This is a genomic window from Rhodococcus sp. USK13 (assembly GCF_018343855.1).
GTDB classification, from domain to species: domain Bacteria; phylum Actinomycetota; class Actinomycetes; order Mycobacteriales; family Mycobacteriaceae; genus Rhodococcus_F; species Rhodococcus_F oxybenzonivorans.
In genome coordinates, this window is the sequence record NZ_CP069243.1 from 16574 (window position 1) to 31053 (window position 14480).

Sequence of the window (14480 nt, forward strand, 5' to 3'; positions counted from 1 at the left end):
GTCACCCGCCGAAGGCACCGACGGACAGCTCGGAGTCCATCTCGCCCACGGTCTTCTCAGCGTTGTCGAGAGCAGCAAGCGCATCCGAGCGCGCCTTGCCTTCAGGGAGAACCTCGATGATCTGCCGACGCGTTGCCACCGCCGCCTTGATCTCCTCGAGACGCGGGCGTGTGAGTTCCTGCTCTTCGGTGAGCTTGGTCAGCCAACCGGGTACGGCTTCCTTGAGAACCCGACGCAGCTCGGTGATGACGGGGTCATTCGCACCTTTGGCGGCGAAGGTGCCGCGTAGCACGGTGACGTCCTCGGTGGTCGGTGTGATCGACTGGGAGATACGGCGGCTCATGAGGGGTCCTCTCGGTTTGGTGATGCAATGGATGAAGCGGTGAATTCGGTCTGCAAGTGGGTGCTCAGACTGGCGCGAGGACCTGGTCGGGTTCGGGCAGGAAAACGACCTCGGTGGGGCCGTAGTGGACGTTCGTTCTGACTCGTCCGCCGGTGTTGATCGACAGCGTCGTTTCGAGGACGTCACCGGTGTCTTTGTCGCGTATGACGGTGACCGTGTCGACGGTGACAGGCACTTCGTTGCCCTGGTCGTCGTCGAGGAGGATGACCATGCCCTCGGTGACCGCCGCGGCGGGGATCGCATCGGCGAAATCATCGTCACCTGCGGGGCCGTCGGTTCCGATGGGGACATCGCCCAGCGCAACCGGCTCGGGGGCATCTTCGTGGTCGCGTGCACGTTTAGCCAGAGCGCGCTCGGTTTCGACGAATTCACGCAGTTCGGCGGAGTAGAACAGCATCGTCGGCGGCTCGTCCGGGATGAGCCCGTGGATGATCGCCTTCTCGTCGTCCGAGAGCTGGTTCCACTTGTTGGGGTGCGGATCGACGTTCGGGGTCCACCACATCTGTGCATCGACCGGGGAACCGTCTTGGCCCAGTGCCACGCCACGGCCGGGAACGGAGGTGTCGATCTCACGGCCGACCTGGGTGTCACCCCACATCATTCCGGCTCCGTCCTGAGAGAGGTTGCCGAGCGAAATTCGGGTGCCGAAGTTGTCGCGCGCGTTGCCGCTGGCACCACCGAACAGGGACGCGTCCGGGCGCTGCACACCGAGAAGCAAGCGGATCCCTGCCGAGCGGGCGAGGACGGCAAGGTCAGCCCACGCACCCAGTGGGTCAAGGGTCTTGAGTAGGTCTCGTGTTTCGTCATCGCCGGTCTTGGCCAGGCGTTGCCACTTGCCGGAGAGGATGAAGAACTCGTCGAGGACCGCGATCAGCAGCGGCAGCTGCGAGGGTTCGATTTTCTTCACGTGCACGTAGTTGTTGCGGGCCATCATCTCCGCGTGCAGGGCGCGCACGAGCATCGCTGACCGGACCGCGTCGTAGACGATCGCTGCACATCCCGGGTATCCCTCGAGGCCGTCGAGTTCGATCATCTTCGGATCGACTCCGAGGAATGGGATTCCGCGGCGGGCCGCCTCGGTGAGCAGGGTGCGGATCACCGAGGTCTTACCGCCGCCGGTGGGGCCGACGATCAGGCAGTGCGGCTTGTTCGATTTCGTCGAGATGTCCCAGAACAGATTGAGATCGGCGACACCGGTCGCATAGGGAAGGTGCCGCAGGTTCTCGTCGACCAGTTCGAGGGGGTGATCGACCCGGGTGGGCAGCGGTGCTCGTAAGCGCATCACGAGGAAGCCTTCGGACGGAGTCCACTGGATGGCCCAGGTACGGCCGGACTCGTGCTCGCCGGCGAGGGAGGCGAGCGCTTCTTCGACCTTGGTCTGGAAACCCCGGGATCCGCTGTTGAGCGAGGGGGTGAAGGTGATCATGTAGCCGGTCTCGGCACCGTCCTCGTCATGGGTGTCGACAGTGACGACCGGTTCTTTGAGCGGTCCGTCTTTGAGGGCCATCTCCAGCGCCTTGTGACGTGCGGATCGGGTGTCCGCCTCGACCAATGTGCGGGTGATCAGAATCTGGTCACGGTGTGCTTCGTGGCGGACGGTGTAGGTGTACTTCCCGGTGCGACCACCAGCCGATCCGCGGACCGCGGCGGTGAACTCGTCCATCTCCTTCGGCCGGATGATCGCACCGCGGGGGAGCTTGATCCTCGCGCCGCGCAGCGCTCCGACGCCTGGCAGGAACGGCACGGTGACCTTGACCGGTTCGTGCCGCGTCGTCTGGCGCACCTGAGCATCGAGCATCACGCGGTAGCGCCGGCCCCGGAATCGGACGACGTCGACCGCGGACCACGCGACTCCGACTAGCGCGAGCGGCAGGCTGTAGTCGTGGAGGGTTGCGAGGATCTCGCTCGCCCCGTTGACCGTGTTCACGGCAGGGGTGTCCGACAACTCGGGCGCGTAGAAGGCGAGACCGGCAGCGGCCACCGGAATGGGAGCGAAGGTGCGGTAAGGGCCGACGACGGGCTTCGCTGCAGTTGGCTGGTCGCCTCGACCGGTGCGGTTGCCGGGCCCGGGGCCGAACATTTCGACGAGGAAGTCTTTCAATGGATCCCGCTGTGCCATCGCCTCGCTCCTCTCGTCGTGGTCGAGCCCTGCGTATGTGCGGTCGGGCGTTGTGGATGTGCACCTTGGCAGACTCGACGTCTTCGTCTCAACGTGATCTGTGGATAACTTTTTTGCGCGCTGCTCGCGGGCTGTATCGGACACCGTTGATTGCCTCATCGACCGAGTCGGGTACGGATCTCGCTGGTGCACTGCCACGTACCGATTCGCACGACGTGGCGGGATCGGTTTACCTGTCTGCGCGGGCGACCATGCACTGTCCGATGAGCGCGTGGTGCACCGCTCAGCACCGTCCCTCACAACTCCCCTGCAGCGCGCTCACTGAGCGTGTCAGCGACCGCGGGTGTGGGGTCGTTCTCGCCGCGTCCGCATGCGGTCGCCGGGTCGCTCGCAGAAGCACCGGACGACGCTGAACAATGCGGTCGTAGCCATGCGCTGTTGGCGCTCATGGCCGGACGTCGATGCTGCACGGTCGGTCGCTCAACTTGGCGGTCGCCGGATCAGGTTCGAGCGGTCATGACGACGCTGCGCCGGGCGACACCGCGAGCGCTCGATATAGCGTGTGAACAGGCGTCCACGAAATGGGTTGGCGCGGCGCAATTTTCCCAAGTACACTCCCCCCTAGGCCCGGAGGGCCGGGGGGAGTGACCCCCGAAGGGGTCGGTGTTTCAACCGCCCTACTCGGCGCTCAACCGCAGCGCTCAGATCTGTCGCGCATTCCACCGCGCCGATTCAACCCGGCGAGTGCGCCGTTCACGCCAGCCCTCGTTGATCGCCCTTCGCTGGGGTTTCATCGACGTCCCTGGATGGCGGCACCGCCGCTCCACTGATTCGAGGTGCGCACTACCCGCACGGCAGCGTGGCCACGCCTTCCCGAATCACCCTTGTCGAAGGGGTCGGCGACAGCGCATCAATTCGGTTACTGCACCGTCGGTGTGGAGACCGCACACACTGATGCCCCGAGCCGGTACGTATCGGTTCGCTTCGCCGGTGGGTCATCTGCAGGACGCCGCCATTCAGTCGGCACGTTGACTCTCAGGACGCAGCCTCCCTCCGCCGCATCCTCCCCGTACGTCGATCACCGGGTTCGGCAGCGCCCACCATCGGTGACGGAAAGTTATCCACAGATCACGTTGAGATCGAGCACGCATCTCTTCTACCGTCCCGCCCAACCACATTCGTAGGTTCGTTCACTACACACCGTTGGAGAGGCACCCATGCTCGCTATCGCTTCCACCGTCATCGACTTGTCGCATACGGCAGTCCACCCCTCGCCCGCACCCGATATCGCGACCCTGGCACAGGAGACGGACATCAACACCGGCGGTCTGCAGCAGTGGATCAAGGACAACATCGTCTTCACGATCCTGATCGTGCTCGCCTGCGTCGTCCTGACCGGAGGTCTGCGCGGCAACCTCTCGAAAGTCTTCACGGTCGGCGGTTTGGGTTTGGTGGGCCTGGCGTACGTCGGTATCGCGTCCTCGGAGTCCGCGGCCACAGGTATCGGCAATTGGGTTCTCGGTCTCTTCGGTATCAACGTCGCAGCCTGAACCGGTCCTGACAGACGAGCAAAGGACGTGGTGACGTGATCAACAATGACGACCTGCTGTACCGGGTGGACCGGCACTACCTAGGACCGACCGGATACACCTTCCCGGTCCGCATTCGCTACACCGCCCTCACGGTCGGCGCCTCGGTATTTCCCCTGGTGTTTCTCATCGCTCGTGCGGTCCTCCACGTTCCGCTCGGTTTCAAATCTTGCATGGTGATGGCGATGGTGACGGTGCTGCTGACTCACCACATCGCGAAGTACGTCACTCCGGACCGTCCGCTGCGGTCGGTGTTCATCGCTGCCCGCAACGACCTCGTCGCCCCGCGGCCACCAAAGACGGGGGAAAGAGTGTTCGTCACCCTCCCCACTCGACTGACCACGGGCTCACGCCCGGACGCGACCACCGCCGACGGTGAGGACTCACACCGATGACCACCTACGACAACGACATCGCATCGCTGTTCGACCCGCAGATCGAAGACCCGGTTGCCGTGATCCCGCCGGGCGCATTGCCTCCGTCCTGGGCGGCGGGCAGGCAGGCGCCCGCTCCAGTGCCCCAGGGTCCGCAGGCATGGGCGGACGTCGAGTTCCCCCCGCACCCGGTCACCGAAGTGTCCGAGCAGTTCGACGCCAGAGAGGGAGATCCGGCAGTCCTGGCCGAGGACACCCGCAACCGCGAGCGACGCAGCAAACGCGGCAAACGGCGCAGGAAGACGGCCGCCGACCGGCAAAAGGCGGCAGCGAAGAACAATGCCGACCGAGCACGGAAGTCGGTGCGGCTGCAGTTGACCGGCACCTCCGGCCACATCACCCGAACCTCTAAGACCTCCACAGCATGGTTCCTGCAAAAGCAGGGCCCCTGGAACTTCCGCACCACCGGCAAGCAGCGACGCTTCATCCGGGACGAGGCGATGGTGCTCACCAACCTGCAGAAGGCTGGCGTAGAGACGCTCCATCGACGCGTGGTGCGCACCCCGTTCCCCGTCGAGCAATGGGCGAAGGACCACGACCAGTGGGCTACTCCCATCGACGACGTCCCCGGCGCACTGTCGTGGGCCGACTACCTGCGGGGCCAGCAACACGCGATGCTGTGGTCGGACGCGACGATCAAGGGCCGCTACTGGGGCATCGACCTGCCCGCGCGCTCGCAGTTGGGTATCGGGCTCGACCACCTCGCCCGCACCCTTGCCTACGTGGCGAGCTGGCCGCTTCTGGGCACGCTCTCATCGCTGATCACGGGCTGGGCCGATGACGCCTTCGCCCGCGAGCAGCGAGCGCTCGCCGACCATCTCGCCGACCTCGAACGGATCATGGCCGGCCGCGGTGTGAACGCAGCGCCGGCGTCGCCGGCCGCGGTCGACTACCTACTGCGGCGTTCTGCGACGATCGGCCTACCGCTCGCCGCCGGGGCCGGCGCCGCCGGGGCCGGGGATTGGGAAGAATCCGATGTCGCCGCCCTCGAAGACCTGACCGAGTTGTCTCTGACTCCGGGTGATGGCTACACCACGGTCTCCGGAGTGGTCGAAGGCCGGCGTTACACCGGTGCGGTGATCGTGCTGACCGTCGGACGCATGGCACCGCTACCGATCCCGGAACGGATGCTGCCCTGGCAGGTCATCGGCGACCCCTCCGGCGAACCGCTCGAGTGGTCCGATCGCATCGAGCTGCACGACAAGGCGAAAACGATCCGCACGATGCGTGCATTGACCGGCAGGATCGAGGCGCAATTCACTCACTACACCGTCGAGCACGATCAGGTCCCACCGAAGGAGCTGGGCGAGCAGCACGCCCGCGTTCAAGACGTCATTTCCGACGTCGAGGAAGACCACTCCGGCCTCTCCACCCGGACCTCGGGGTGGTACCGGGTCGCCATCGTGGGAGCGACCCCGGACGAGGCACGCAAGAAGGTCTCGGATCTGCGGGAGATGTACTACCCGCACATCGCCCTCGAACAGGAGCACGGACAGTTCCAGCTGCTGCGCGAGTTCATCCCCGGCGAGCCGCGCGCGAACATGGCTCACACACGGCACATGGACGTCGAAGCGGTCGCCGCGGGGATGGCGACGGTCGGTGACCGGATCGGTGACCGCCGGGGCGTAGTACTCGGCGAGACCTCGTCGATCGCACCGCGCCCGGTCATCTGGGATCTGTTCGCTGCGCATGAGATCAAGCACAAGTCCGGTCTGACACCGATCGTTGCGGTGCCCGGATCGGGTAAAACGTTCCTGGCCGGAATGATCGTCTACCAGGCCGTGCGCGCCGGCGCCTACGGTGTCGTCCTCGACCCCTCGGGACCGCTGAAAGAACTGGCAACGCTACCCGAATTCCGGGACATCGCCCGGGTCTACGCCCTCACCGGCCGCGATTCCCGTCCCGGTGCACTCAACCCTTACCGCGTCATCATCGACCCGCGCCGCGACGACACCGAATACGACGCCCTCCACCCCGACTTCGCGCGTGTCCCCGACCCGTATGCCGCCGCCCAAGCCAAGTACGACGCGGACATGCGGGCGGCGGCCGCCGAGCGCGTCGAGGTCGCCGTCTCGGTACTGAAGATGATGCTCACCGAGCGGCACCTGAATCTCGAACACACCGAGTCGGTGCTGCACCTGGCCGCCAACCGTGTCGGCGGGGACCGCAACCACAACCTGGGTGAAGTCCTCGCCGCCATCGCAGATATCGGTAAGAACGATCCCGATCAGGCCGTGCGCACCTGTGCCGGCGGCGTCTACCAGCAGCTCGAATTGATGTCGAAGCTCTCCGAGGCGCGGGTGCTGTTCCCGGAGGCCGGCACGGTCGGGAGCGGTGTCGACGACTTCGACACCGATATCCGGCTGACCATCCTCACGATGCCCGGCCTGCAGCTGCCCCCGGAAGGTGTTCCCTCCTCACAGTGGACTCCGCAGCAGCGGATGACCGCCCCGCTGATGCACATGGCCGCGTGGCTGGCGAACCGACTCGTCTACGAAAAGCCCCGGCACGTGCGTAAAGTGCTGTTCCTCGACGAAAACAAATACCTTGAGTCCACCGGTGCCGGCCGCACCCTGAACCTGAGGATCGCCCGCGACTCACGCAAGTTCAAGGTCCGCGCCCTGGTCTGTTCGCAGCTGCCCGACGACTTCCTCGGCCTCGACGGCACCGACGACAAAACTGCGCTGACCTACGAAGTGTTCGTCGGCGATGTCGGCGGTGACCCGCACGCCATCGCAGGTGCCCTCAAGCTCCTCAAACTGCCCGCCGGGCAGGGTTTCGAGCAGTTCCTCGCCGAACTCGGCAGCGGCGGCGAGGACACCCTCGACGAGGACACCGACACCTCGTATCAGGATCAAGCGCGCCGATGGATGATTCGGATGGCCGATGACGTCGAGCTAGTCCGGTCGAGCTGGGTTCACTACGTGCACCTGGCCCACGTCTTCGCGGTCTTGAACTCGAGTACCGCGAAGAACGCTCTCGGCGGTGCTGCATGATCCACATCCTGCACCGGGGAAACGCCCACGTACCACCCGCGAACGCCCCCCAGGCCCACTCACACGTCGGAAGCCGGAATAGTCAGCTGGCGGGGCATCTGGGGCGTCTTCTTGCTGTCCTCGCATTGGTGCTGGCGCCGTTGCTGGTGAGCCCGAACTCCCCCGTCGCGGCCGCGGACGGCGGCTTCGCGTGCGACGACGTGCCCAGCCCGGAATATCCCAAGGGTGCCCTGCCCGGAATCTTCGACGCGACCAGCCAGCACCGGCCCGACAACGGCGTGACCGGATACGCGACCTACGGGTGGGCCGGCCTGAAGTGGTACACCTACGACCTCGGCTGCGGCGAAGACCTGGTTCGCGCCCCCGGCGCGGTCACCGACACCGACACCGGCAACCTGTTCCTGACAATCGGGAAATCCCTGGCCGCGGCCGCGTTCTGGCTCGACGATCAAACGAAGACCGGTCAAGCCGCCGAAGACGCCGGGATCGCACCCGCGATGGAGCAGTTCGACGAGATCGTCTCCTCAATCACGAGCCGCATGCTCGGGCCATACGGAACCTGGCTCGGCCTCGGCCTCACCGTGGCCGCGTCGATCCTTCTGTGGCACGCCCTCAAATCGAACGCCGCCGCAGTGACCAAATCCGTCGCCGTCGGCGGTACAGCACTTGCCCTCGGTGCTCTGCTGATCGGGGCGCCCCAGCAGGCCATCCGCTTTGCCGACGACACCTTCGGGTCAGTGATCACCGACGCGCAGAACGAAATGCAATTGGTAGCCGGCGGCGGGAAGGGTCCGCGAGAAGTGTTGATGGATGACATTTTCCTCGACGACTGGCGCAAGGGCTGGTTCGGCCCGAACTACGACGACGAAAAGAACCACCTCGGACCCAAGCTGCGCGATGCGCTCGCATTCTCCTACGAGGAACAGCTGCAGATCGAGAACGCACCCGATTCCAGTGTCGAGAACGACCTGAAAGCAAAGAAGGAGCAGATCTTTCGCGACGATATCGTCAGTCCGCTCGATGAGCACTACGGCTTGTCCTATTACACTTTTCAGGGCAGGGAATCCGGGCGCACTGGAATCGGCTTCATGGCAATGGTGAAGCTGGGAATGCCGTCGATCCTGTGGATCGGTGCATCGATTCTCAAGCTCGTCGCACTGCTGTCCATCCGGCTCGCGATCCTGTTCGCCCCGATCTGGGTACCGCTCGCGGCCGCACATGCCGGGACGTTGATGCGGGTGTGCCGGATGATCGCCACCGCTTACATGTGGGGAGTTGCCGGTGCGGTCATCGTCGCGCTCTACCTGATGGTGCTGGTGCAGCTGTACGTCACCGACAACGGGAAGGTCGACGGATCATGGCGGTTGTGGTTCATGGTCATCTTGACCTTGGTGTGCTGGTTCATCATGCGCCCGTTCAAACGTGTCACTCAGACCTTCAGCAATAACCGGGCCGGCGTCCTCGATCGCAAAGCCCGCCATGCGCAGCAGTCGATGAAGCAGGCGTTCTTCAAGGGCGCTAGCGCGTTCGTCGGCGGACCGGCTGGGGCGATCGTCGAGGAGGGCGTCTCGGAGATGCGCAAGAACACCAAGAACGGCCCCACCGCCACCGACTCCGGCAACTCTTCAAGTCCTGATCGCCCGGAAGGCCGCGAGCTCAACCAGCGCCGCCGCCACGAGGCAGACCAGTCCCGACTCAACGCCCGCAAGAAGGTGGACCTCCAGCAGCGACTGAACGACTCCCAGAAGGACTCCACCAGTGCCGAGAAGACCCGGCACCGGCAGGACCTCAGCGGCTTCGGCAGCAAGGGCAGCGACCAGGGCGGCAGGGACATCACCGGCACTCCCCGCAGTCGCAGCACCAAGCTGCAAACACTCGGTGGCGGTGGCCGATCCGGTAGTGGGCAGAGCCGCGGCGAAGCGCCCACGGTCAGTGAGACCTGGGACGGCGGAGCGGGTTCGGCGATCGCGCCGATGAAGGTGTACACCCCTGACCGCCGAGAATCCTCCCCGGAGCGGACACCGGCGATGTCGGGCGCACCTGCACGTACCTCGTCGTCGGCGAGGTCGACGGCGCGCCTCTACGAGCCGTCCCTGACTCCGGAGGAGCGCAGGCACCCGAGCGAGAGGTACAGCTGATGGCCCGCTCCGCTGGTAACCCGGTCCTCGCCCCGCTCCGGCGATGGGTGCTCTATTCGCGGACGAATCTGACCATCACCGTGGTCTCCCTACTCGGTGTCCTGTTCCTGGCAGGGGCGGTGTTCGGCGAGTCCCCGAACACCACCCCCCGCACGGGGAACCAGGCCACGGGCGCCGGTAGCGATGCGACCACGACCGCCGCGCCGTCCGAGGAGATCAGCTACGACCTCGTCGAGGTCACGGAGTCGGCGGTCGCCGGCAAGACCGCGGCCGCGGTCGGAAAGAGTGCACCGGAAACGGCGATGGCCTACGCACACAGCTACGTCGACATTTCGACGTCCAACACCGAGTGGCGGACCAAACTCGCGAAGTACACCGCCGACACTCCTGGGGACACCATCGTCGCCGCACGACCACCCCTTCCGGTCGCGATCACCGGACCCACGACCAGCGAAATCGTCACCGGCAGTGGCGGCCAACGGCGGGCCGAGGTCACCATCTCCACCCAGGCCGGGGACCTGAGCCTGACCGTGGAGGTGAACGACTCACCCACCGGGCCGAAATGGAAAGTGCAGAACCCTCTTCCCACTCTGGACCTCGACGAGGTCGGCAAACTGGGCACGATCCCTTCCCTCGCGAGCGGACCCGCACCGACCGCCCGCGCGAGTACGCCTACTACCACGACTCCATCGGCACAACCGTCGAGGACACCCTCTGTGCCGGAGCCTGACCCCACACTGCCGGCGGTGTCCGAACCCGATCCCGCTCCAGTCCCCGGACCGATCCCGATTCCGGAACTCGACACCCCGATCCCGGGAGCCTTGTGACCCCGCGCCACCGTGCCACCGCTCTCGTCCTGGCAGGCGCCGCCGTCGTCGTCTTGGGCTCCACCGCGTGCACCTCCCGACCGGTCATCCCCCGCGACCCCTGCAAGAGCGTGTCGACCGACACCGGCGCCACCACCGGCGGTGGCGAACTGCGCGCCTCGGGACCGATCACCCAACCCACGAAGGCCGGCACCACCACGTTCACTTCCGGTTTCGGACCCCGCTGGGGAACCGAGCACAAGGGCGTCGACTTCGCCGGCCCCGTCGGCACACCGATCTACGCCGCCCTCGACGGGCTCGTGGTCCGCTCCGGCACCGCCACCGGATTCGGGCACTGGATCGTCGTCGACTCCCTCGTCGGCGAGTCACCGGTCTCAACCGTCTACGGGCACATGTCCGCCGACGGGCTGATCGCCCGCGAAGGCCAACAGGTCAAAGCCGGTGACCACATTGCGAACATCGGCAATGACGGTGAGAGCACCGGCCCGCACCTTCATTTCGAGTACTGGGAAGGCGGCCGATTCCAAGGCGGCACTGCGGTCGACCCGATGACCAAGCTCGGCGGAGCCAGCACCCCCACCGGTACCGCCACAGATGGCGGCAACATCGAGCTCGCGGCCGCGGCATCGCCGATCGACTGCGCAGGCTTCGGCACGGTCGGTGGCGGCGAACTGGCCGCCGGATCAGTGCCAGCCGAGTTCGACCCATGGATCCGCAAGGCCGGCAGCATCTGCCCCGGTATCCGTCCCCCGGTCCTGGCCTCGCAGCTCTACGCCGAGAACCAGTTCCGGCACGGCCCGGGCGCACCCGTCTCCCCGTCCGGCGCGCTCGGGCCCGCACAGTTCATGCCCGGCACCTGGGCGACCTGGGGCAAGGATCACGACGGCGATGGAAAGGTCGATCCCAATTCGATCGGGGACGCCGTCATGGCCCAGGGCCATTTCATGTGCGCCCTCAACGACCAGGTCAACGCGGCACTCACCGCCGGCACCATCTCGGGCGACCCTGTCGAGCTGTCGCTGGCTGCCTACAACGCCGGCTTCGGCGCGGTGCAGGCACACCGCGGCATTCCCCCATATGCCGAGACTCAGAACTACGTCGCGAAAATCATCCTCGGCCAGGGCAAATACACCTCCCTGAGTTCCACAGGGCGCCTGGTACCCAATGGGTCGAGGGATGGGGGCCAGGTCGTTGAGGCCGCCCGCCAGTACCTCGGTACCCCATATGTGTGGGGTGGAGGTAGTACCGGCGGCCCGTCCGGCGGGGGCTTCGACTGTTCCGGACTGACCAGCTATGCGATCTTCACCGGCAGCGGCGGCAAGGTCACACTGCCCCGCACCTCCGAGCAGCAGTGGACCGTCGGCACCGAGATCCCGATCGATCAGGCCCAACCCGGCGACCTCGTGTTCGGATCCTGGGCCGACTCAGGACCGGGTCACGTCGGCATCGCCCTCGGCGGTGGACGCATGATTCACGCCCCGACCACCGGTGACGTCGTCAAGGAAGCTCCCCTGATGAGCGGAATGAAGGCACGGAGGGTGATGTGATGGTCACTGCAACAGACAATGCGCCGTGCAATCGACGCGGTGGAACGTGTGAGTTCCCCGCCGCGACAGGAGTATGAGATGAGTGTGCGCCGATTCCTGGCCGTGGCCGCAATACTAGGCGTCGCCGTCGCGGTCCTGGTCTACGCATTCCGGACGACCCGAGACGATCCGCAGACCGCGGTTCCCGAGACATCTGCTGCGCCCGTACCAACCTCGACGACGACTGCACCCCCGCCGCGACCGCCCACTTCAGAGAGGTCGCCCGACGCCAGTGAGGCTGAGGACATTGCCCGGCAGGCTCTGACCGTGGCGTTCACTTGGTATCCGTCCACCGACAACTCCCCCAGCGACGGATTCATGCGGGCGCGGCAATGGCTGACCGAAAACCTTGCCGCACAGATCGCCGTTCCGGTCACGACCGAACGCGGGCCCGGCGTCCAGTGGGGGCAGTGGGCGGCGAAGAACGCCAAGGTCATCGCCGACGTGACGATCGGCTGCTCCGGGTGCCCGCCTGATACCGATACCCTTATCCACCGAGTCGCCACTATCGAGCAAACCGCGGTCACCGGTGACGACGCTGCCCCCGTCGACCCGGACACCACCGTGTGGGTCACCCTCAGCAAAGCCGGGGGCAGCTGGTTGATCGACACCGTCCGGTATTGAAAGCAGTGGTCACCGCACCGAGTTCGATCGCGCCGCCCTGCGGCAACAGGAGGGGAAATCAAATGTCCAACCACGCCCGTACACTCTTCACCCTCGCTCTCGCCGGCACGATCGCCGCGGCCCTGACCGCATGCTCCGGCTCGGCGGAGGAGGACGGACGGCTTGGAACCATTACGCCAGCAGAAAGTGCAGGCGGCTCGGATGGATGGGACGGCAACCTCGCTATCGGAGTCGGGAATCGCAAAGGTAGCGACCTCGTGACGCTCCCGGCTCCTGACCAGGTCGATGCGCAATGCCACGGCGAGGGTGACACTCTCACCGTCGACGTCACCGCACCGAACGGCTGGCACGCCACCCTGACCCACGGCTCCCAGACCGTGACGGTCGAGAATGAGACTCTCAATTACCCCCCACACGGCTTCGCCGAATCCCAGCAGGCGATCGACGCCGTCAACAGAACGCGACCACCAGGCGACACCAAGATATTTCCCCTCGGCATCACCTGGGACCGGCCAGCCGTGGGTGACGTCGAGATCCAGGTCGACGTCGATACACCACCACACTGGATCATCAACTCGCCCTACGAGGACTTCGACATGTACATGCACATCAGCTGTGGCCTGAAGTAGGAGCTGTCCTCGAACCCGCCAAGGGGACGTGTCGTCTTCGCAGGTAGAAGCGAGAATTTTCGGCGCCGACGTATTGCGCAAACCTCATGGCGCACACGATCATTCCTGCAGCGGAAGTCTGCCTGCCTAGCATTTTCCTTAGTGGCGCGTAACATAGCGTCGCGCCTTCAGGTGTGAAGGTTTCCCGGTGCTTGACGATTTCGGCTCCGGATGTGGCGGCCCGGCATAGCTCATGCCTGGCCACACCTGCCAATAAGCCCGGTGGTGCCTTCATGTCCGGTGTTCGACGCGTCCATCATCTGAACTGCGGTTCCTTCGACTCGCTCGCAAGCGGACCACTCGTTTCACACGTCCTACTCTGCGAGACGGACGGCGGCCTGGTTCTTGTCGATAGCGGAATCGGCCTCGCAGACATCGCCGCACCGAAGAGCCGACTCGGCCGCTCTGCCCTAGCACTCGGGCCTGCACTACGAGTGGAGGAGACCGCTGCACACCAGATCGAAACCCTCGGCTACCAGGCCTCTGATGTGCAGCACATCGTCGCAACACACTTGGACTATGACCACATCGGTGGCGCACTCGACTTCCCACATGCAACGGTGCACACCACGGCCGCCGAACTCCACACCGCGAAGACTCGACAGCACCTGCCCGAGCGGTTGAGATACCGCCTCCCACACATCGAAGCGATCACATCGTTCCACACGTACGAAGGCGAGGGCGAAGAGTTACTCGGCCTGCCCACGGCGAACCCGATCGTTGGCATAGAAGACATATGGCTGGTGCCGATGCCCGGCCATACGATCGGGCATGCCGGCGTCGCCGTCCGGACGAGCAATCGGGGATGGCTATTTCACGCTGGCGATGCGTTCTATCATCGGTCGGTTCTCTCCCCCGACCGATCCGCGCTGATAAGCCGTGAACGTGTGTTGGGCGCTCTTGAATTCGCCTTGGCAGCGGCCCCAACCCGAGTTCGGGCAAACCATCGGCGACTCCGTAACCTCGCGGGCCGCTCCTCACAAGCAATTACAGTGTTCTGTGCGCACGACCCCGTACTATTCGATCGACTTCACGCTGAGGCGAGCCCGATTTTCCCCTGACGATCCCCTTACATAAGGTTGGGTTCGAGGGAGGG

At 65.3% G+C, this 14480-nt stretch carries 11 protein-coding genes; 9 read left to right on the top strand and 2 right to left on the bottom strand.

From position 1 onward, the window contains the following. Window position 1: 1 nt before the first annotated feature. A complete protein-coding gene (locus JQT59_RS35710; RefSeq protein ID WP_213578465.1) occupies window positions 2-343 on the bottom strand; it encodes a hypothetical protein in 342 nt (113 codons plus the stop codon). A 64-nt stretch (window positions 344-407) separates the two neighbouring features. After that, on the bottom strand, window positions 408-2522 hold the full coding sequence (locus JQT59_RS35715) for an FtsK/SpoIIIE domain-containing protein (RefSeq protein ID WP_213578466.1): 2115 nt from the start codon (window positions 2520-2522) through the stop codon (window positions 408-410). Window positions 2523-3739: 1217 nt separating this feature from the next. Between JQT59_RS35715 and JQT59_RS35720 the strand changes: the two genes are divergently transcribed. The 9 genes from JQT59_RS35720 (at window position 3740) to JQT59_RS35760 (ending at window position 14445) form a co-directional block, all read left to right on the top strand. Next, complete coding sequence (locus tag JQT59_RS35720) at window positions 3740-4072, top strand: hypothetical protein (protein ID WP_213578468.1); 333 nt, start codon at window positions 3740-3742, stop codon at window positions 4070-4072. A gap of 35 nt (window positions 4073-4107) precedes the next feature. After that, on the top strand, window positions 4108-4506 hold the full coding sequence (locus JQT59_RS35725; protein WP_213578470.1) for a hypothetical protein: 399 nt from the start codon (window positions 4108-4110) through the stop codon (window positions 4504-4506). Beyond that, a complete protein-coding gene (locus JQT59_RS35730; protein ID WP_213578472.1) occupies window positions 4503-7541 on the top strand; it encodes an ATP-binding protein in 3039 nt (1012 codons plus the stop codon). The genes JQT59_RS35725 and JQT59_RS35730 overlap by 4 nt, the downstream gene beginning before the upstream one ends. Further along, entirely contained in the window at window positions 7538-9679 is a 2142-nt protein-coding gene (locus JQT59_RS35735) for a hypothetical protein (protein WP_249354701.1), read from the top strand. Before JQT59_RS35730 ends, JQT59_RS35735 begins: the two co-directional genes overlap by 4 nt. Continuing rightward, window positions 9679-10506, top strand: a complete 828-nt coding sequence (locus JQT59_RS35740) for a hypothetical protein (RefSeq protein WP_213578474.1) — start codon at window positions 9679-9681, stop codon at window positions 10504-10506. The genes JQT59_RS35735 and JQT59_RS35740 overlap by 1 nt, the downstream gene beginning before the upstream one ends. Further along, window positions 10503-12053, top strand: coding sequence for a peptidoglycan DD-metalloendopeptidase family protein (locus JQT59_RS35745; RefSeq protein ID WP_213578476.1), 1551 nt, complete (start codon window positions 10503-10505; stop codon window positions 12051-12053). Before JQT59_RS35740 ends, JQT59_RS35745 begins: the two co-directional genes overlap by 4 nt. A 78-nt stretch (window positions 12054-12131) precedes the next feature. Next, entirely contained in the window at window positions 12132-12716 is a 585-nt protein-coding gene (locus JQT59_RS35750; RefSeq protein WP_213578477.1) for a hypothetical protein, read from the top strand. Window positions 12717-12778: 62 nt separating this feature from the next. Next, the gene (locus JQT59_RS35755; protein ID WP_213578478.1) at window positions 12779-13345 is read left to right on the top strand and encodes a hypothetical protein; all 567 of its coding nucleotides are present in this window, start codon (window positions 12779-12781) and stop codon (window positions 13343-13345) included. Window positions 13346-13617: 272 nt separating this feature from the next. Continuing rightward, complete coding sequence (locus JQT59_RS35760) at window positions 13618-14445, top strand: MBL fold metallo-hydrolase (RefSeq protein WP_213578479.1); 828 nt, start codon at window positions 13618-13620, stop codon at window positions 14443-14445. The last annotated feature ends 35 nt before the right edge of the window (window positions 14446-14480 follow it).

Coding starts and splice junctions, on each gene's coding strand:
- JQT59_RS35740 (WP_213578474.1), top strand. CDS start 9,679: ATGGCCCGCTCCGCTGGTAACCCGGTCCTCGCCCCGCTCCGGCGATGG.
- JQT59_RS35750 (WP_213578477.1), top strand. CDS start 12,132: ATGAGTGTGCGCCGATTCCTGGCCGTGGCCGCAATACTAGGCGTCGCC.
- JQT59_RS35720 (WP_213578468.1), top strand. CDS start 3,740: ATGCTCGCTATCGCTTCCACCGTCATCGACTTGTCGCATACGGCAGTC.
- JQT59_RS35755 (WP_213578478.1), top strand. CDS start 12,779: ATGTCCAACCACGCCCGTACACTCTTCACCCTCGCTCTCGCCGGCACG.
- JQT59_RS35710 (WP_213578465.1), bottom strand. CDS start 343: ATGAGCCGCCGTATCTCCCAGTCGATCACACCGACCACCGAGGACGTC.
- JQT59_RS35735 (WP_249354701.1), top strand. CDS start 7,538: ATGATCCACATCCTGCACCGGGGAAACGCCCACGTACCACCCGCGAAC.
- JQT59_RS35760 (WP_213578479.1), top strand. CDS start 13,618: ATGTCCGGTGTTCGACGCGTCCATCATCTGAACTGCGGTTCCTTCGAC.
- JQT59_RS35730 (WP_213578472.1), top strand. CDS start 4,503: ATGACCACCTACGACAACGACATCGCATCGCTGTTCGACCCGCAGATC.
- JQT59_RS35715 (WP_213578466.1), bottom strand. CDS start 2,522: ATGGCACAGCGGGATCCATTGAAAGACTTCCTCGTCGAAATGTTCGGC.